The sequence below is a fragment of the Sphingobium fuliginis genome (assembly GCF_015074805.1).
Lineage (GTDB): Bacteria > Pseudomonadota > Alphaproteobacteria > Sphingomonadales > Sphingomonadaceae > Sphingobium > Sphingobium fuliginis.
This window is the reverse complement of sequence record NZ_CP060035.1, coordinates 1,279,738-1,298,770: the sequence shown is the minus strand read 5'-3', so window position 1 is coordinate 1,298,770 and position 19,033 is coordinate 1,279,738. Positions and strand designations below refer to the sequence as shown.

Genomic DNA, 19,033 nt, shown 5'->3' with positions numbered 1-19,033 from the left:
GGCTGGCGCCGAATCGGTGGGAATGCCTAGATGAGGTCATGCCTCATGCCGGTTTCGTCCCCCTTCGCGTCTTTTCATCCTTCACCATGCTGGAGGGGGCGATCGACCCCAAGAAGATCGCGAAGCAGGCGAGGGCTCTGGGCTTTCCCGCCGCAGCCATCACCGACCGTAACGGCCTGTATGGCTCCATGGCCTTTTCCGACGCCTGCAAGGGGGAGGGGGTGCAGCCGATCATCGGCGCGATGATCGGCATTTCGCGCCCCGACCGCCCGGCCAATGCGGCGCCCGTGCACGACTGGATCGCCCTCTATGCGCAGGATGCGGCCGGCTATGACAATCTCTGTGCGCTGGTATCCATGGCGCATCTCGACCGGCCCGTCGAAGAGGTGCCGCATATCAGCCTAAACATGCTGGAGGGGCGGACCGATGGCCTGATCGCCTTGACTGCCGGAGGGGAAGGCGCGCTGGCGCGGCTCTTCGCCGAGGATCAGCCCGCTGCGGCGCTGGCCTATGCCAGGCGGCTGGAAGCGCTGTTTCCCGGAAGGCTCTATATCGAAATCTGCCGCCGTTTCGACCCCATCGAAGGGAAGGCGGAACCGGAACTGCTCGACCTTGCCTATGCCCGCGACCTGCCTCTGGTGGCGACCAACCCGACCTGCTTTGCCGAGCCGCATTTCCACGAAGCGCATGACGTGATGCTCTGCATTGCCGACAGCGCCTATGTCGAGACGCCCGACCGTCGCACCAGTTCGCCGGACGCCTGGATGAAACCGGCGGCGGAGATGAGGCGGCTGTTCGAGGATTTGCCCGAAGCGCTCGCCAATACGCTGGTGGTCGCCCAGCGCTGCGCCGTTGCCGCCCCCAAGCGCAAGCCCATCCTCCCCAGCCTGGCCGGCGACATAGAGGGCGAGGCGAAGATGCTGCGCGAGCAGGCGACGGCAGGGCTGGAAGCCCGGCTGGCCAAGGCCGGCATCACCGACGAGGAAGCGCGAAAGCCCTATTTCGGCCGGCTGCGGTTCGAAACCGACATCATCATCCAGATGGGATTTCCGGGCTACTTCCTGATCGTGGCCGACTTCATCAAATGGGCGAAGGATCATGACATTCCGGTGGGGCCGGGACGTGGTTCGGGCGCTGGATCGGTCGTCGCCTGGGCGCTGACGATCACCGATCTGGACCCGCTGCAACTGGGATTGCTGTTCGAGCGCTTCCTGAATCCGGAACGCGTCTCCATGCCGGACTTCGACATCGACTTCTGCGAAACGCGGCGAGGCGAGGTGATCCGCTATGTCCAGCAGAAATATGGCACGGACCATGTCGCGCAGATCATCACCTTCGGAAAGCTGAAGGCGCGCGCCGTTCTGAAGGACACGGGCCGCGTCCTGCAGATGAGCTATGGGCAGGTCGACCGCCTGGCCAAGCTGGTGCCCAACCATCCGACCGATCCCTGGACGCTGGAACGCTCGCTGAACGGCGTGGCGGAGTTCAGGGCGGAATATGACAATGACGCGCAGGTCAGGCGACTGATCGACTATGCGATGAAGCTGGAGGGCTTTCCGCGCCACAGCTCCACCCATGCGGCGGGCGTGGTGATCGGCGACAGGCCGCTGTCGCAACTGGTGCCGCTCTATCGCGATCCGCGCTCCGACATGCCGGTGACGCAGTTCGACATGAAATATGTCGAGGGCGCGGGGCTGGTGAAGTTCGACTTCCTTGGCCTCAAGACGCTGTCCGTCTTGCAGAAGGCGGTGCAACTGCTTGCGGGCCGGGGGGTGGAGGTCGACCTCAATTCGCTCGGCTGGGACGATCCGGCGGTCTATGAACTGCTCCAGCGGGGCGATACGGTCGGCGTGTTCCAGTTGGAATCGGAGGGCATGCGCAAGACGCTGGCCGCCGTGCGTCCGACCAACTTCGGGGACATCATCGCGCTGGTGTCGCTCTACCGCCCCGGGCCGATGGATAACATCCCCATGTTCGGCCGTCGCAAGAACGGTCAGGAAGAGATTGAATATCCACATATATTGCTGAAACCGATCCTGGAAGAGACCTATGGCATCTTCGTCTATCAGGAACAGGTGATGCAGGCCGCGCAGATATTGGCGGGCTATTCACTGGGCGATGCCGACCTTCTGCGCCGCGCCATGGGCAAGAAGATCAAGGCGGAGATGGATGCGCAACGCGCCCGCTTCGTCGAGGGGTGCGCGAACAGCGGCATCGCGGCGGGCAAGGCGAACGAACTGTTCGACTTGATCGACAAGTTCGCGGGCTATGGCTTCAACAAGTCGCACGCCGCCGCCTATGCTCTGCTCGCCTATCAGACCGCCTGGCTGAAGGCGCATTATCCGGCGGAATTCTATGCCGCGTCCATGGCCTTCGACATCCACCTGACGGACAAGCTGACCGTGTTCGTGGACGACATGCGGCGCATGGGGCTGAGCTGCCTGGCGCCGGACATCAACCGCAGCCTGGCGGATTTTTCGGTCGAGCCGGTCCAATATGAAGGCGACGACCCGCGCCTGGGCTTTGCCGTACGCTATGCGCTGGGCGGGCTGAAAGGCGTGGGCGAGAAGGCGATGGAACAGCTTGTGGCCGAGCGGGAGGTTGGCGGCCCGTTCAAGTCGCTGGATGATTTTGCCGACCGGATCGAGCCGCGTCTGCTCAACCGGCGGCAATTGGAAAGCCTGGCGGCGGCTGGCGCCTTCGACGGCGTGCATGCCGACCGGGCCGGCGTCCATGCAGCGGCGGAAACGATCCTCAGCGTCGCCTCCAGCGCTGCGGAGGCAAGGGAAAGCGGTCAGGGCGGTCTGTTCGGAGATGTCGAAACGCCGCATGCGGATGTCCGCATCCCGCCGCACCAGACCTGGTCGACGGCGGACCGCATGGCGCAGGAAAAGGATGCCTTCGGCTTCTATTTCTCCGCGCATCCGGTGGACCGCTACCGCCATCTGGCAGAGGCGCGCGGCGCGAAAAGCTATGGCGCGATTTGCGCCGAACCGGTGGCTGAGGGCGGACGTGCCACCGGCGTGATGGCGGCCATGGTCGAGGATGTGCGCTGGCGTGAAACCAAGCGGGGTGCGCGTTATGCCGCCGCCACATTCTCCGACAGCAGCGGTCAGTTTCAGGCGAGCTGCTTCGATGAGGATGCCTGCAAGGCTATCGAGGATATGGCGCGCGAAGGCGATTGCGCGTTGCTGATGGTTGAACTGGACCGCTTGCCGGGCGAAGAAACGCCGCGGGTGACGGTTCGCGGGGTGGAGCCTTTCCGCCAATTGGCCAATAGTTCCCGCATGGAACTGGTGGTCGATGTGAGCGATGCAGCCGCAATCGGGACGTTGGCGCAACTTCTGGCGCGCGCGAAGGGAGGACGGAGCGAAGTCTTCCTGCGTGCGCCCGTGGGGGGAGGCAAGGCGGCGCGGTTGTTCCTGGGCGACGATTATCTGATCGGCGCGGACCAGGTCGACAGCATCGCGACGATTGCCGGCCTGCGCATTGGCTCGTTCGAACGGATGGAAGCCAAAGCGGACGGCTATCGCGCACGCAATCGGCGTTCGGGCTTGCGCTTGGTGGCGGGTTGAGCTTCCTCCGGCCAAGGACAGCTTGCCCTCACCGTCGCCATGTGCAGGAACCTCAGTTTTGAAGCTCGATCTGGAGCCTGAAACCCTAGAATAGGCTCATCTGGTCACCCTCCGGCCTTCGGAACAGATCGGTGCGCAGAGTCACCCGTTCTCCAGTGAAGCCCGCCCGTTTACGTGCCTTTTGGAAGCGCGTGCGGATCAGGTCGGCCCATACTCCCTGTCCGCGCATCCGGCTGCCGAAATTCGCGTCATTGTCGCGACCGCCCCTTATGTCATGGATGATTGCCATCACCTTGGCCGCGCGGTCGGGATAATGTTCTTCCAGCCAGGCGCGGAACAGCGGGGCGACTTCATGGGGCAGGCGGACGGGGATATAGCTGGCGTCCCGTGCGCCAGCCGATGCGACACGAGCGACAATATCCTCTATCTCATGATCGGTGATAGCGGGAACGATGGGCGATATGCTGGCGACGACCGGTATGCCCGCATCCGCCAACCGCCGGATCGCCTCCACCCGGCGAAGCGGATGCGGCGCGCGCGGTTCCAGCGTTCTGGCCGTGGCGGGATTCAGCGAGGTCACCGAAATCATCACCGCGACCAGCCTTTCCCGCGCCATGCAGGTCAGCAGGTCGATGTCGCGCAATATCCGATCGGATTTGGTCGTGATATAGACCGGATGACGGCATTCCCACAATATTTCAAGGCATTGTCTGGTGATCCTCCAGTCCCGTTCGATCGGCTGATAGGGATCGGTATTGGTGCCCATCGCGATCGGGTTGACCTGATGGGATTTCTTGGAAAGCTCCTTGCGAAGCAACGTTGCCGCGTCGGGCTTCGCAAACAGCCGGGTTTCGAAATCCAGGCCCGGCGACAGGTCGTGATAGGCATGGGTCGGACGGGCGAAGCAATAGATGCAGCCATGTTCGCAGCCCCGATAGGCGTTGATCGACTGGCTGAAGGCAATGTCGGGAGAGTTGTTGCGGCTGATGATGGTTCGAGGGCGTTCTACCGTCACCTCCGTACGCCGCCGCGGCGGGACGCCGTCAATGTCGGTCAGGGCATCCAGCCAATCGCCGTCGGACGTTCGTTCGGGCATGTTGAAACGCCGGCTTTCGCCGTTTACCGTCGCACCTCTGCCTTTCTCAACCGCCATATCGGAATTAGAACATAAAGGGAACATGTTGACAAGGCCGTATCCGCCGGTTCATCTGAAGCCCGTTCGAAAAGGGGGACATGATGCGGAAGATCATCGCCGCGGCAGGCTTGTGGATGGCTCTGGCAACGCCCGGCCTGGCTGCCGACACTGGGGCCTGCGATGCGGGCCTGATATGCGCGAGCGATCCGCAAACCGTGGTGCAGGCGCTTCAGGCCGCCGGATACAAGGCGCTGTTGGGCAAGAGCAAGCAGACCGGCAATCCGAAGATCGAAAGCGCGGCGAGCGGTTATGATTACTCGATCTTCTTCTATGAATGCGAGCAGACGCGGCATTGCGGGTCGCTGCAATTTCAGGTGAGCTTTGAGGATGACGGCGGCAATACGCCGGAGCTTGCCAATAAATGGAACAAGGACAAGAGGTTCGCGCAGATGTCCGTCTGGGACGACGGATCGCTGGCGGTTGCCTATGACGTGACGACCGTCGGCGGGCTTAACCAGAAGAATTTCGCGGATGTGATCGACTGGTGGACGGTCATGCTGGGTGAGGCCAGCAAATTCTTCAAGGAGAACCCTGCGCCGACCAAATGAGGCCGCAAATTGTGGCGATGTCCTCAGCGTTCGGTCAGGCGCGGCATGAGTTCCACGAAATTGCAGGGCCGGAAACGATTGTCGAGTTGGCTGGCGAGGATGCCGTCCCAGGCATCCTTCACCGCGCCCGTCGATCCAGGCAACGCGAAGATATAGGTGCCCCGAGCGACGCAGGCGGTCGCCCGCGACTGGATGGTGGACGTGCCGATGCTTTGATAGCTGAGCCAGCGGAACAACTCTCCAAAGCCCGGAATTTCCTTGTCCTGCACCTGCGCCAGAGCCTCCGGGGTGACGTCGCGGCCCGTGACTCCCGTTCCGCCTGTCGTGATGATGCAGTCGATCTGCGGATCGTCGATCCATGCATGCAGGCGCGCGACGATGGCCGAGCGTTCGTCCCGCTCGATATGACGATCGGCCAGGACATGGCCGGCGGCGGCAATGCGATCCGCCAGAATGTCGCCCGACCTGTCGTCGGCGGCCGTGCGGCTGTCCGACACTGTCAGCAATGCAATCCGAACCGGCAGGAAGGGCCGGCCTTCGTCGATCGGCATCAGTCGGAACCGCCGGCAATGCTGGCGGCAATGCTTGCGCTGGCCATCGGCTTCCTGGGAGCCAGGCGCACCAGGCGCGTGCCCTTCGTTCCCGGAAAGGTCGGCCAAAGTCCCTGCGCCATGCCAGCCAGCGATTCCGCACTGCCCTTCGCCTGGATCTGATACATCCAATAGTTGCGCATCACGATGTTCACATAGGCGCGCGTTTCGTAATAGGGCAGGGATTCGATGAACAGCAGCGGGTCGCCATTGTCCTTCACTTCGCTGTTCCAACGCTCGACGGGCATCGGCCCGGCATTATAGGCGGCCATCACCTTGGGCAGCAGCCCGCCGGTCGCGCCCATGTCGCGCAGATTTTCGAGGTAGCGCTGGCCATATTCCATATTGGTCGACGGCACGAACAGTTGATCGGACGCGGAAAGGCCCATCAGGCTGCCCGTGCTGGGCAGCACCTGCATCAGTCCGCGCGCGCCTGCGCTGCTCACGACATCCCGGCGGAAACCGGATTCCTGGAGCGCATGGGCATAGATCAGCGCCGGGTCGACCCGCCATCCACCATCCGGCCGCCAATCGGGTGCGGGGAAGCGCGCGAAACTGCCCGGCTGCTTGCCAGCAGGACCGTTATGAGCGAGCCAGAGCTGGGTTTCCGGCAGGCTCAGCGCGCCCGCCAGCCGGATCAGCGCATCATATTGGCTGGTCCCGCCGATCTTCGCCTGATAGCGCAGGATCTGGTCCGCTCGTGCCGTTTCACCAATGGCTGACAGGGTGACGGCCGCCCGCACATTAGGGCTGTCCTTGAGCTGCTGCCATTCCGTAGCGCCGAAGCGAGGTGCGGCAGGCGCGCCGCCCAAGGGCACGGCCAGCGTTTCGCGGGCCAGCAGGCCGTAAAAGCTCTCTTCCGAGCGCGCAGCGGTCTTCAGCAGGGCTTCGACCCGCTCCGGTTCTCCGCACACCATATAGGCGCGCGCCGCCCAATAGGCGCCTGCTGCGCGCATGTCGCTATTGCCGGCCAGCGCCGCGACATTGCCGAAAGCGGGCGCAGCGGCCCGGCAGTCATTCTGGCGCCAGGCCGCAAGGCCGGTGGTCCAATAGGCCTGAACAGCCCAATCGCCGCCGCTGCGGCCTTCAAGGGCCTTCGCCGCCATGCGCCGGGCGTTGGCGTCGTCGCTTTCGATATAATAGGCCCAGGCGATGCGCTGCCGCACTTCGGTCAGGCCCTCCGGCGTCAGCCCCGCCTCACCGGTGGAAAGCAGGGCTTCGGCGCCGGCCGGATCGTCATTCTTGATGAAGGGCTGGATTTGACCGACCAGTGCCTGAGCCAGCGCATCGGTCTTCACCGCCGACACATATTCGCGGCGGGGCGCGCCACCCAGCCAGACCATCTTCTGCACCTGGGGCAGGGCGGGCAGGATCGTGGCGCCACGCTTCTGCGCCAGCCGGGAAAGCTGATCGGCCTTGTCCAGCCATGGCGCCTTGTTGATGAGGTCGAGCAGTTCGAACAGCTCGACCCTGGGGGAATTCCTTGCGAGGTAGAGTTCGGCCAGGGCGACCGGGCGGAAAGCGTCCTGCGCGTCCAGCGCGCCGATCATCGCCTTCGCATCCATCCATTTCTGGTCCCGCAAGGCGGCGTAAATGGCGCTGTACCGGCCCTTGTCGGCCTCGCTCAGCTGGAGAGGCGATGAAGGCAATTCCCGGGCAATCGCGGGAACAGTAACCGCCGTGTCGGCGTTTGCCGGCATGGCCGTCGCGGCGAAAGCCAGCGCTGCCAGGCATGATGAAAGGGTGGTTGCGCGAATCACTCAGTCATTTCCTCGATCAGACCTTGCAGCACACGCCAACATTCTGCCTTTGCTGCGGGTTGGCCAAGCAGCAAACGCGGGTGAAATGTGGCGAAGGCGGGTAAGGTGCCGCCATCATGGTTAAAATTCCGTAAACCTGTCTCCGGCGTTGGCAGAAGGGTGCGGATCGTTCGGTCGCCCAACAACAATAATCTTCGGGGGGAGGCAAGCATCACATGTGTGCGCATGCGCGCGGCGGCCGCCGCCAGATCCGACGCCTCCACCATCGCGCCCGGCGGACGGGACAGGAAGAGCGACCCCAGATGGATGTCCTGCCGCTTGAGGCCGATCGTCCGCAACATGGCATCGAACAATTGACCCGCGCGCTCGCTGAGCAGGGCTCCTGCCCCGATGTCTGCGGGATCGGGCATGTCGGTGATGACCATGAGAGGTGCGTTGACGGGCCCTGCGGGCATCAGCGCGGCGCCCGGCCAGCGCCGCTCCGGCTGGGCGGCGTCCTCCGCAAGCCAGGTCAGGAAGGAGTCGAAAGACTGGGGCTTAGTCTGGGCGGGAGCATCGTCGGGCGCGGCGATCCGCGTTCGCGGCGGCTCCTGAACGGGGCGCAACCAGTTGGTCGGTTCCTCCCCGATGGCGCAATCCACGCCGGCCAGCCTCCACCACGCCATATAGGCATTGGCGGTCTCCGCCAGATTTTCCTGCAATAATCCCCGCATCGATTGTCTTGGGCCAGAGGTTGACGCCGTGGTCAAGTTTCTTCATCGCGCTCAATGGCAAAACGTTTGGGTAGCGCGGCGACCGGATCAGGAAGGAAAACCGGCGGCGTCGACGAAATGGAGGGAATATGAGCGAACGGGATTCGATGCCCTATGACATCGTCATCGTCGGCGGGGGACCGGCGGGGCTGTCTTCGGCCATCAGGCTGAAGCAACTCGCGAACGAGGCTGGGCAGGAATTGTCGGTTTGCGTGCTGGAAAAGGGCTCGGAAATCGGCGCCCATATCCTGTCGGGCGCGGTGGTCGATCCCAAGGCGCTGGATGAGTTGTTCCCCGAATGGCGCGACATGGGCTGCCCGATGGCCGAAGTGCCGGTGACGGACAATCAGCACTGGTTCCTCAGCAAGGGCGGCAAGATGAGCATGCCGCACATCATGACGCCGGGATGGATGCACAACAAGGGCACCTATACCGGATCGCTGGGCAATCTCTGCCGCTGGCTGGCCGAACAGGCCGAGGGGCTGGGCGTCGAAATCTTCCCCGGCTTCGCGGCGGCGGAAATCCTCTACAATGAGGACGGGTCGGTGAAGGGCGTCGCGACCGGCGACATGGGTATCGACAGGGAGGGCAATCGCAAGCCTGACTATCAGCCTGGGCTGGAACTGCATGCGCGCTACACCTTCTTTGCGGAGGGCGCGCGGGGCCATCTCACCAAGATATTGAAGCGCCAGTTCGCGCTCGATGCCGACAGCGAGCCGCAGGTCTATGGCCTGGGCATGAAGGAATTGTGGGACATCGATCCCGCCAAGCACAAGCCCGGCCTCGTCATCCATACCCAGGGCTGGCCGCTGACCGACGCCTATGGCGGCGGCTTCCTCTACCATCAGGCCAATGGGCAGGTGGCGCTGGGCTTCGTCGTGGGGCTGGGCTATCGCAACCCCTATCTCTACCCGTTCGAGGAATTCCAGCGCTGGAAGCAGCATCCGGAAATCCGCAAATATCTGGAGGGCGGGCGTCGCGTCTCCTATGGCGCGCGGGCGATCAACGAGGGCGGCTGGCAGTCGATCCCCAAGCTCGCCTTCCCGGGCGGCGCGTTGATCGGTTGCTCGGCGGGCTTCGTCAACGTGCCCCGCATCAAGGGCACGCATACCGCGATGAAATCGGGCATGCTGGCGGCGGAGGCGGCCTTCGCTGCGATCCGGGCCGAACGGTCGAGCGATGTGCTGGACGATTATGAGGCCAATCTGCGGTCGAGCTGGATCGCGGCCGAACTGCAACTGGTCAAGAATGCCGAGCCGCTGCTGTCGAAGTTCGGCAACACCATCGGCACGGTGCTGGCGGGCATCGACATGTGGATGCGCACGCTGAAGATCGGCCTGCCCTTCACGATGAAGCACAAGCCCGATGCGGAGAAGCTGTGGCGCAAGGACGTGTCGAGGAAGATCGATTATCCCAAGCCCGATGGCGTGATCAGCTTCGACCGGCTGTCGTCGGTGTTCCTCAGCAACACCAATCATGAGGAAGATCAGCCGGTCCATCTCCAGCTCAAGGACCCGTCCATCCCGATTTCCTACAACCTGCCCCTTTATGACGAGCCGGCGCAACGCTATTGTCCGGCGGGCGTCTATGAAGTGGTCGGGCTGGAAGAAGGCGAACCCCGCTTCCAGATCAATGCGCAGAACTGCGTCCACTGCAAGACGTGCGACATCAAGGACCCGACCCAGAACATCAACTGGGTGGTGCCCGAGGGCGGTGGAGGACCGAACTATCCGAACATGTAGGCGCCTACCTCAACAGGCATTTGCTGCAATCATGCTGGTGCTGCCCGCCGCGGCGGGCGCATCGGTGGACCCCGGCAGCGCATTGCATGCCTATATGCGGGGGCGCCTGGCCGATGACGACGGCGCTCCCGGCCTTGCGCTGACCAGCTACCGGCAAGCGCTGGCGGGCGATCCCGCCAGTCTGGAGGTTGCACGCCGATCCTATTTCCAGGCGGTGATCAGCGGCGATATGGCGCTGGCGCTGCGCTCCGCCGCCGTGCTGGAAAGCGACGGCATCCTGCCGCGCGACGGCACCCTGCTCCAGATCGCGGACGCGCTGAACCGGAAGGATTGGGCAGGTGCAAGGCTGATCGTCGACCGCATGGTGGCGGAAGGCAATTTCGCCTTTCTGGCGCCGATCATGCGCAGCTGGATTTCGGTGGGGGAGGGGCGCTATGCGGCGCCTGTCATCGATCCCACGGATCGTTTCGCCTCCCTCGCGAAACGTTATCTGGACGAACATCTGGCGCTGCAGGCGCTGCGTAACGGCGACCTTCAGACTGCCCGGCCATCGATCAACCAGGCGCTTGCATTGCGGACCGCAGAGGCGGACGAACTGCGGCTGCTCTTCGCCGGACAATTGGCGGCGCGGGGCGCCAGGGCGGATGCGCTGGCGCTTCTGCCCGAAACCCACGCCAATTTCGCGCAGGCCCGCGAGGATATTGCCAGGGGCAAGGCGCTTTCGTTCCATGGCAAGGCCCTGACGGCGGGGCAGGGGTTCGCCCGGCTGCTTACCCGGCTGGCCGCCGACATATCCTCGGACGGCAGCACGGGGTCGCTGGGGATCAGGCTTGCGCGCATCGCCGCCTTTGCCGATCCTGCCGGGGCCGCGCCCCGCATCGTCGCCGCCGATTTGCTGAGCCGGGGCGGCTATGCGGCCTATGCGGTCGAGGAAGCCCGCAAGGTCCCCGGCGCCGGCTGGTACGGCGCGCTGGGGCAGGCCGAACTGGTCGAGGCATTGGCGGCGGCGGGCCAGCGGCCGGAGGCGATCACCCTTGCCCATGCGCTCGCAGCCGTCCCCAATGCGGAGCCGGAACGCCATGTCCGGCTGGGTCAGTTGCTGATGCAGGAAAAGGATTACCGGGCGGCCGCATCGGCCTTCCGCGCGGCGCAGGCAGGCTATTCGGACGATGCCGTTCCCTGGGCGCTGCTGCTGTTCGAAGGCAGCGCGTTGGAACAGGGCGCGCAATGGGACCAAGCGCGGGCCGTGCTGGAGCGGGCGGCCAAGCTGGCGCCGAACGAACCGGCCATACTCAATTATCTGGGCTATGCGCAGATCGAGCGGCGGCAGAACATGGATGCGGCGCTGGAGTTGCTGAAGAAGGCGAGCGCGCTGAAGCCGCAGGATGCATCGATCACCGACTCCCTGGGCTGGGCGCAGTTCGTGACCGGCGACATCGATGCCGCCGTGCCGATATTGGAGCGGGCAGCAGCGGGCGCGCCCTCAGACGCGACCATCAACGAACATCTGGGCGATGCGCTCTGGGCAGCCGGACGACGGTATGAGGCGCGCTATGCCTGGCGCGCCGCGGCCGTCTTTGCTGAGGGAGAGACGGCGCAGCGACTGGCCGCCAAGACCAGAGAGGGGATGAAGCCGGAATATGCCGCACGTTGAAGCGGAGGATGTCGCCGCCCGCCCCGTGGACGCGGGCGAACTGGTCGAAACCGCCTTTGCCAAGATCAATCTGGCGCTCCATGTCCGGGGCAAGCGGGCAGACGGCTATCATGCGCTGGAGAGCCTGTTCGTCTTCACCGAGTTGGGCGACAGGCTGACGGGCCGCATCCGCGCGGACGGAGAAATCAGGCTGGAGATGGATGGCCCGTTCGGTCCCTTGCTGGATGGCGGCCCGGACAATCTGGTGGTAAAGGCCGCCCGCGCGTTGCAGGCCCATCTGGGGGGAAGTCCCGGCGCCGATCTGAGGCTGACCAAGATATTGCCTGTCGCCTCGGGCATTGGCGGCGGTTCCGCCGATGCCGCGGCTGCGCTGCGTTTGCTGACCAGGCTCTGGAATGCGCCGATGGCTCCGCAGGCTCTGGAGCGCATCGCCCTTTCATTGGGATCGGACGTTCCCGCCTGCATCGGCAGCATCCCGCAAATGGTGCGTGGACGCGGCGAGATATTGCAGCCCCAGGCTGTCGAAGGCCTGACCGCCATGCCGATCCTGCTCGTCAATCCCGGCGTCGCCCTGTCGACCGCGGAAGTCTTCGGACTTTGGGATCGGCTGGACCGGGGTCCGCTTGCGGCAGAGGGGCTGGAACAGTTGATCATCGAGGGGCGCAACGACCTGGAGCAGGCCGCCATGGCGGCAGCGCCGGTCGTCGCGGATGTACTGGCGGCGCTGGGAGCCTGCGCCGGAGCGCGCCTTGTCCGCATGTCCGGGTCGGGCGCGACCTGCTTCGCCCTCTTCGATAGGGATCGGCAGATGGCGGAGGCTGCGGCAGTCTTGCGCGCTGGTTGGAACGGATGGTGGGTCGCGGAAACGAGGATCAGGGCGGCATGAGCGAGGCTTTCACACAGATCGATGGAGGCGACCTCAACATCCTGATCATTGCCGATCATGCCTCGGCGCATGTTCCGGCGGACATCGACCTGGGGATCGATGCCGCCTTGCTGAGCGATCATATCGCCATAGACATCGGCGTGGCGGAGGTCAGCGCGCTGCTGGCGCGGCAACTGGGCTGCACGGCGGTGCTCGGCGGCGTTTCGCGCCTCGTCATCGACCTCAACCGGGAAGAGGATGCACCCGGCCTGCTGCCCGTCATGAGCGATGGCCATGCCATTGCGGGAAACCGCCATGCCGACCTCGCCGACCGGATGATGCGGTTCCACCACCACTATCATCATCATGTCGCGCGGCTGCTGGACGGCATGGCTTCGCCGTTCATCCTGTCCGTCCACAGCTTCACGCCGCGCCTCGCCAGCGATCCCGATCAGAAGCGGCCCTGGGACATCGGCGTGCTCTACAACCAGGATGACAGGGCCGCCCGGATCGCCATTCCCATGTTGGAGGCGGCGGGGCTCAAAGTGGGTGACCAACTGCCCTATTCGGGCAAGGTGCTGAACGCCACGATGAACCGTCATGCGGAGAGGAACGGCATTCCCTATCTGGGCATAGAGATGCGGCAGGATCTGGTCAGCGATGAGGAAGGGCAAAGGCGATTTGCCGCAATATTGGCTCCGGTGGTTCTCGAATGCCGCAGCCGGCTCGCATGACGGGCAGCGGGCAGGAATGATGAAATCCCGCTCGTTGATGCATGATGCGCTTCTGTGTCTTGCGCTGGCGGGATGCAGCCCTCGCCCGGAGTCCGGCGAACTTGCGGGGAAAGGGCGGGAAAAGATTTTCTGCGCAATCGGACCGGGCGCGGAGTGGAGCGAGGATTGTGCGGTCGAGCGGGATGGGAAGATGCTGACGGTGCGCCATGCGGACGGCGGCTTCCGGCGCTTCCGGATAGTCCATGACGGACGCGGAATCGCGTTGGCGGACGGGGCAGAACAGGCCGGTATTCAGGTCGCCGGCAAGGGGGCAATCGCGTTGAGCGTCGGGCAGGACCGCTATCGCCTTCCCGCCCGCTTCTCCGAAGGGAAGAAATGATGCGGATGCATGCGATCCTGACGGCGGCCGAGATGCGGCGGGCGGAGCAGGCCGTGATCGCAGCCGGCATCCCCGAATATATGCTGATGGAGCGCGCGGGGGCCGCCGCTGCGGAGATCATCTGGCGGGCAGGTGGAAAGCGTGACTTGCTGGTCCTCTGCGGTCCCGGCAATAATGGCGGCGACGGCTTCGTGATCGCGCGGCTCCTTCGGGCGCGAAGCGTGCCGGTGCGCGTCGCCGCCCTTGGCGAAAGCCGAACGGATTCCAGCATGAAGGCGCGGGAGGCATGGGGTGGCCCCGTCGAAGCTTTCCTGGACGCGGCGCCGGCGACGCAGATCGTGGACGCGCTGTTCGGGACCGGCCTCTCTCGTGGGCTGGACTGGGCGATCGCGGCGAAGCTGCGCGCCCTTACCGAACAGGCGAGCTTCAGCTATGCCGTGGACCTGCCTAGCGGCGTGCAGACGGATAGGGGCGAACTGCTTTCCGATGTGCCTGTCATGGGCGTCTGTGTTGCCCTGGGTGCGCTAAAGCCGGCGCATATGTTGCAACCGGCCGCAGGATGCTGGCGGCGGCTGGTTTGCGCCGACATCGGCATTGTTGCGTCCGGCGCGAAGATTCACCGGCTGGCGCCGCCGCAATTGCATCCGCCGGCGCCCGACGCGCATAAATATAGCCGGGGGTTGGTCGCCGTGGTTGGCGGCGAAATGGCGGGCGCCGGACTGCTCGCCAGCCAGGCCGCGGCACGTGCGGGATCGGGCATGGTTCGGCATCTGGTGCAGGGTTTGGTGCATTTGGGGCCGGGCGCCATCGTCACGCAGCAGGCCGATAAGGCGGGGGATGTAGCGCGTTCTCTGAACGACGATCGGTTCAGGGCCATATTGGTAGGGCCGGGCCTGGGACGTGGGAGCGAGGCTTCGGATCGGTTGAAAGCCGTACTTGCCGCCGGGCATCCGCTCGTTCTGGACGCCGACGCGCTGGTCTTGCTGGGGGAAGAGGGGGTGGACGCCATTCCGCAGGGCTCGGTCCTGACGCCCCATGAAGGCGAATTTGTCCGCCTGTTCGGAAATCTGCCGGGCAGCAAGGTGGAGCGGGCGCTGGAGGCGGCGAAGCGGACGCGCGCGACGCTGATCTACAAGGGAAGCGACAGCATTGTCGCCTCGCCGGATGGGCGCGCTGTCCTTTCGCCGCCGGGTTCATCCTGGCTGTCGACGGCGGGGACGGGCGATGTTCTGGCGGGGCTGGTCGCTGCTCGGCTCGCTGTCACGGGGGACGGATTCCAGGCGGCATGTGAAGCGCTGTGGCTGCATGGAGAGGCGGCGAGGCGGGCGGGCGCGGCGTTCATCGCGGACGATTTGCTTGCGGAGCTGCCAGCGGCTATCGCCTCCCGCCTGTGACCGACCCTGATACCGACATCATCGTCCGCATCGCCGCGAAGGGCGATGGCGTGACCGCCCTTGGCCGCCATGTTCCGTTGACCGCGCCTGGTGACAGGATCGCGGCGGACGGCGGCATATTGCGGGGGCCGCATCATGTCAACGCGCCATGCGTTCACTTTCCGACCTGCGGCGGATGCGAGTTGCAGCATATCGACGATGCGAGCTACGCGGAGTTCGTGACGGCGCGCGTTGCAGGAGCCCTGGCAGGGCAGGGCGTGGAACCCGGCATGCTCCTGCCGCCGCATATCTCGCCGCCGAAGGTCCGTCGCCGTGCATCGCTGCGCGCAAGCAGACAGGGGCGGAAGGTCGTCATCGGCTTTGCCGAATCGGGCAGCCATATGCTGGTCGACCTCGCGATGTGCGAGATCCTCGATCCCCGGCTGTTCGCGCTGGTGGCGCCGCTGAGGAGCCTGTGCGCGGTCATCCTGCCCGAGAAGCGCGCTGCGCATGTCCGCATGTCGCTGACCGATCAGGGCGTCGACCTTTTGCTGGAGGGCGTGCGGATCGAGGGGCTTGCCGCAGACGAGGCGCTTCTAACTTTTGCGCGGGACCATGGGCTGGCTCGCCTGACCATCGATGAAGGGGACGGTCCGCAGACGCGGTGGGAACCGGAGCCGGTCACGGTCAGCTTCGGCGGCGTGCCGGTTGCTTTTCCGCCCTTCGCTTTTCTTCAGGCGACACCCGATGGCGAAGCCGCGCTGGTGCGGGAAGCGCAGGCCGCCATGCCGGCGGAGGGCGCCGTTGCGGATCTCTTTTGCGGGCTTGGCACATTCGCCCTGGCTTTGGGGGATGGGCGGCCCGTCTATGCGGCGGAGGCGGCGCGTGATCTTGTCCTCTCGCTCAAATCGGCGGCGAATAAGGCGCGGCGGCGCATGGTGGCGGATCATCGCGATCTGTTCAGGCGACCGCTGACGCCTGCGGAGATTGACCGGTTCGCGGGGATTGTCATCGATCCGCCGCGCGCAGGGGCGCGCGAGCAGGTGATGCAGCTCGCCGCATCGCGGGTGCCGGTGATCGCCTATATTTCGTGCAACCCTGCCAGTTTCGCGCGGGATGCCGCGCATCTGATCGCCGGCGGCTATCGGCTGGAGCGGGTTCGGCCGGTGGGGCAGTTCCGCTGGTCCACCCATGTGGAACTGGTCGGCATCTTCCGGCGCTGAGAGATTAGCCCCTCGCCGCGGGGGAGTGCGGCGAGGGGCCTTGCATCCTCTCCTCAAGGGGGAGGCCCAAGCCTCTACCCCAGCTTGATGACAGTTGCGCGACGGCGGGCCGGAATCGCATCGACATAGAGGCTCGCCATCGGCTCATCCTCCACCTCCACCACGGCTTCGGATGTGAAGCCGTTGAAGCCGGTGCGCATCGCAGCGCCATAGGCGCCGAGCATCCCGATTTCGATATAGTCGCCCGCCTGCACGTCGTCCGGCAGCATGAAGGGGCCGACCATATGGTCCATGTCGTCGCAGGTGGGGCCATAGAAGGAGAAGCCGGTCAGTTCCGCCTCGCTCTCTTCCTCGCGCAGCAGGGCCACAGGGAAGCGCCAGCCGATATGCGCCGCGTCGAACAGCGCGCCATAGGCGCCGTCGTTGATATAGAGTTCCGTGCCGCGACGGCGTTCGACGCGCACGACGACCGAACTGTATTCGGCGGAAAGGGCGCGGCCGGGCTCGCACCATAGTTCGGCCGAATAGCTGATCGGCAGGCTCTCGAAACCGCGATGGATCGCGTCGAAATAATTTTCGAGCGCGACCGGCTCCATGCCGGGATAGATGGACGGGAAGCCGCCGCCGACATCGATGATGTCGACCGTGACCGCCGCATCGACAATGGCCGCGCGCACGCGTTCGATGGCGTCGCTATAGGCCTGCGGGCTCATCGCCTGGCTGCCGACATGGAAGCAGATGCCCAGAGCATCGGCCGCCTGGCGGGTCGCCATCAGCAGTTCGCGGGTCTCGCCCAGTTCGGCGCCGAATTTGGACGCAAGGCTGAGTTCCGAATGTTCGGAGGAAACGCGCAGGCGCACGCACAGCTCAAGATCGGTCGCATCATTCGTGGCGCGCATGATCTTCGCAAGCTCGTCCAGCGTGTCGAGCGAGAAGGTGCGCACGCCATGGACGTGATAGGCCTCTGCAATCGCTTCCTCGGCCTTGACCGGGTGCATGAAGCAAAGCTTGCCCTCGCCCTGCAGCGTCTCCGCCACCAGGCGCACCTCCGCGATGGACGCCACGTCGAAATGCGTGATGCCGGAAGCGAAGAGGGTGCGGATCAGATCGGGAGACGGATTCGCCTTGACTGCATAGAGCGAGCGCCCCGGAAACTTCTCAGAGAAGAATCGGGCGGCCCGGGCCGCAGCCTGGGGACGGATCAGCGTTACCGGTGCTGCCGGTTTGAGGGCGGTCGCTACCCCCAGCGCGCTATGATGCTTGTGCAACTCAAGGGACCTCCAGGGTAGTCGTTGGCAAAGAAGCTGCCTTGCGGTGGAAGTCCCATGGGGCAGCGGAAGGGCGATATATGCGGCAGGGGTCCCCCTGTAAAGCGCATGCGTAAATTTTGTTGCGCGGCCGGCTATGAAATGTGCGTCAGGAGAGACGGGACTTGAAATCCTCGTAGGAAAACTCCCGGATTTGCTTGAGTTCGTCGGTTTCCGAGTTCCACAGCCAGATGGCCGGCAGCGGCACGCCGTTGAATGTGTTGGTCTTTACCATCGAATAATGGGCCTGATCGAGGAAGGCGATCCGCCGCCCCGGAGTCGCGCCGCCGGGGACTCGATAGTCCCCTATGATGTCCCCGGCGAGGCAGGATGGACCGCCGAGTCGGGTGACGGGGCCGTCCGCTTCCTCATGCAGCATGGCCGGGCGGTAGGGCGCCTCGATCACGTCGGGCATGTGGCAGGTGGCGGAGATGTCGGTGATCGCCACGGGCATGCCGTTGTCGATCACGTCGAGGATTTCGCCGACCAATATGCCCGCGTCCAGCGCCATTGCCTCGCCCGGCTCGATATAAAGTTCGAGGGCTGTTTGCGCCTTTATCGCCCGGAGGAAGGCGATCAGGTCGTCGATCTGGTAATCCGCGCGCGTGACATGATGTCCGCCGCCGAAGTTCAGCCATTTGAGGCGGCCGACATGGGGCATGACGCGGGATTCGATGGCGGCCCAGGTACGCTGAAGCGGCAGGAAATCCTGTTCGCACAGATTGTGGATGTGGAGGCCGTCGACGCCCTCCAGATGTTCGGGGCGCAGCTGGTCGATGGGAAAGCCGAGGCGGCTGTGCGGTTGGGACGGGTCATATTTGGGCACCTCCCCCTCCGCATGGAGGGGATTGAGGCGCAGGCCGATGTCGAAGTTCACACCGTTCATCCGGGCATCGTCGATGACCGGGCGCAGGCGCGCGATCTGGCCGGGGCTGTTGAAGATGACATGGTCTGAAATCCTAAGGATTTCGGCCAGATCTTCAGGCTTGTAGGCGGCGCAATAGGTGGCGACTTCGCCGCGATATTCTTCCCGGCCGAGGCGCGCTTCATATATGCCGGAGGCGCAGACGCCGTCGAGATATTCGCCGATCACGCCCCCAAGCGACCACATGGAGAAGGCCTTGAGCGCGCCCAGCACCCTGATTCCCGCGCGGTCGCGGATGTCGCGCAGGACCGACAGGTTGCGGCGCACCGCGGCCTCGTCCACCACGAAGGCGGGCGAAGGGACGCGGCGCAGGTCGAAATGGGCGAAGGCGGCGGGATCGCCGGCTTTGGTTTCCATCGGTTCATCCACGCCGCCCTGAGCCTGTTGAGGTGCGGCTTACTTTGAAGAAAA

At 64.7% G+C, this 19,033-nt stretch carries 15 protein-coding genes; 9 read left to right on the top strand and 6 right to left on the bottom strand.

Annotated elements, in window-relative coordinates:
* Positions 1 to 38: 38 nt before the first annotated feature.
* Complete coding sequence (gene dnaE / locus H5V43_RS06050; RefSeq protein ID WP_025547412.1) at positions 39 to 3,575, top strand: DNA polymerase III subunit alpha; 3,537 nt, start codon at positions 39 to 41, stop codon at positions 3,573 to 3,575.
* 85 nt (positions 3,576 to 3,660) lie between these two features.
* Here dnaE and H5V43_RS06045 read toward each other — a convergent pair whose 3' ends face one another.
* On the bottom strand, positions 3,661 to 4,728 hold the full coding sequence (locus H5V43_RS06045; protein WP_025547410.1) for a PA0069 family radical SAM protein: 1,068 nt from the start codon (positions 4,726 to 4,728) through the stop codon (positions 3,661 to 3,663).
* An 80-nt stretch (positions 4,729 to 4,808) separates the two neighbouring features.
* On the opposite strand from H5V43_RS06045, the gene H5V43_RS06040 reads away from it, so the two are divergent.
* The gene (locus H5V43_RS06040; protein ID WP_244968672.1) at positions 4,809 to 5,318 is read left to right on the top strand and encodes a YbjN domain-containing protein; all 510 of its coding nucleotides are present in this window, start codon (positions 4,809 to 4,811) and stop codon (positions 5,316 to 5,318) included.
* A gap of 23 nt (positions 5,319 to 5,341) precedes the next feature.
* Here H5V43_RS06040 and moaB read toward each other — a convergent pair whose 3' ends face one another.
* Genes moaB through H5V43_RS06025 form a run of 3 tightly spaced genes read right to left on the bottom strand, consistent with a single transcriptional unit; the run spans position 5,342 to position 8,381 of the window.
* The gene (moaB, locus tag H5V43_RS06035; protein WP_025547406.1) at positions 5,342 to 5,869 is read right to left on the bottom strand and encodes a molybdenum cofactor biosynthesis protein B; all 528 of its coding nucleotides are present in this window, start codon (positions 5,867 to 5,869) and stop codon (positions 5,342 to 5,344) included.
* Positions 5,869 to 7,668 (bottom strand): lytic transglycosylase domain-containing protein, encoded by a 1,800-nt coding sequence (locus H5V43_RS06030; protein ID WP_099185769.1) that lies wholly within the window; start codon positions 7,666 to 7,668, stop codon positions 5,869 to 5,871. Before H5V43_RS06030 ends, moaB begins: the two co-directional genes overlap by 1 nt.
* Positions 7,665 to 8,381 (bottom strand): uracil-DNA glycosylase family protein, encoded by a 717-nt coding sequence (locus H5V43_RS06025; RefSeq protein ID WP_052816653.1) that lies wholly within the window; start codon positions 8,379 to 8,381, stop codon positions 7,665 to 7,667. The genes H5V43_RS06030 and H5V43_RS06025 overlap by 4 nt, the downstream gene beginning before the upstream one ends.
* A 128-nt stretch (positions 8,382 to 8,509) precedes the next feature.
* Between H5V43_RS06025 and H5V43_RS06020 the strand changes: the two genes are divergently transcribed.
* The 7 genes from H5V43_RS06020 (at position 8,510) to H5V43_RS05990 (ending at position 16,390) form a co-directional block, all read left to right on the top strand.
* Entirely contained in the window at positions 8,510 to 10,162 is a 1,653-nt protein-coding gene (locus tag H5V43_RS06020) for an electron transfer flavoprotein-ubiquinone oxidoreductase (RefSeq protein WP_025547403.1), read from the top strand.
* Positions 10,163 to 10,193: 31 nt separating this feature from the next.
* Complete coding sequence (locus tag H5V43_RS06015) at positions 10,194 to 11,816, top strand: tetratricopeptide repeat protein (protein ID WP_025547401.1); 1,623 nt, start codon at positions 10,194 to 10,196, stop codon at positions 11,814 to 11,816.
* Entirely contained in the window at positions 11,803 to 12,702 is a 900-nt protein-coding gene (locus tag H5V43_RS06010; protein ID WP_025547400.1) for a 4-(cytidine 5'-diphospho)-2-C-methyl-D-erythritol kinase, read from the top strand. The genes H5V43_RS06015 and H5V43_RS06010 overlap by 14 nt, the downstream gene beginning before the upstream one ends.
* Positions 12,699 to 13,415: an N-formylglutamate amidohydrolase gene (locus tag H5V43_RS06005; protein ID WP_025547399.1), complete on the top strand. Its 717-nt coding sequence runs from the start codon at positions 12,699 to 12,701 to the stop codon at positions 13,413 to 13,415. The genes H5V43_RS06010 and H5V43_RS06005 overlap by 4 nt, the downstream gene beginning before the upstream one ends.
* Before the next feature lie 190 nt (positions 13,416 to 13,605).
* Positions 13,606 to 13,794, top strand: a complete 189-nt coding sequence (locus H5V43_RS23565; protein WP_244968671.1) for a hypothetical protein — start codon at positions 13,606 to 13,608, stop codon at positions 13,792 to 13,794.
* The gene (locus H5V43_RS05995) at positions 13,794 to 15,188 is read left to right on the top strand and encodes a bifunctional ADP-dependent NAD(P)H-hydrate dehydratase/NAD(P)H-hydrate epimerase (RefSeq protein WP_025547396.1); all 1,395 of its coding nucleotides are present in this window, start codon (positions 13,794 to 13,796) and stop codon (positions 15,186 to 15,188) included. The genes H5V43_RS23565 and H5V43_RS05995 overlap by 1 nt, the downstream gene beginning before the upstream one ends.
* On the top strand, positions 15,185 to 16,390 hold the full coding sequence (locus H5V43_RS05990; RefSeq protein WP_025547395.1) for a class I SAM-dependent RNA methyltransferase: 1,206 nt from the start codon (positions 15,185 to 15,187) through the stop codon (positions 16,388 to 16,390). Before H5V43_RS05995 ends, H5V43_RS05990 begins: the two co-directional genes overlap by 4 nt.
* A gap of 74 nt (positions 16,391 to 16,464) precedes the next feature.
* Here H5V43_RS05990 and H5V43_RS05985 read toward each other — a convergent pair whose 3' ends face one another.
* Positions 16,465 to 17,658 (bottom strand): type III PLP-dependent enzyme, encoded by a 1,194-nt coding sequence (locus H5V43_RS05985; RefSeq protein ID WP_025547393.1) that lies wholly within the window; start codon positions 17,656 to 17,658, stop codon positions 16,465 to 16,467.
* A gap of 148 nt (positions 17,659 to 17,806) precedes the next feature.
* Entirely contained in the window at positions 17,807 to 18,979 is a 1,173-nt protein-coding gene (locus tag H5V43_RS05980) for a carboxynorspermidine decarboxylase (RefSeq protein ID WP_025547391.1), read from the bottom strand.
* Positions 18,980 to 19,033: the final 54 nt, after the last annotated feature.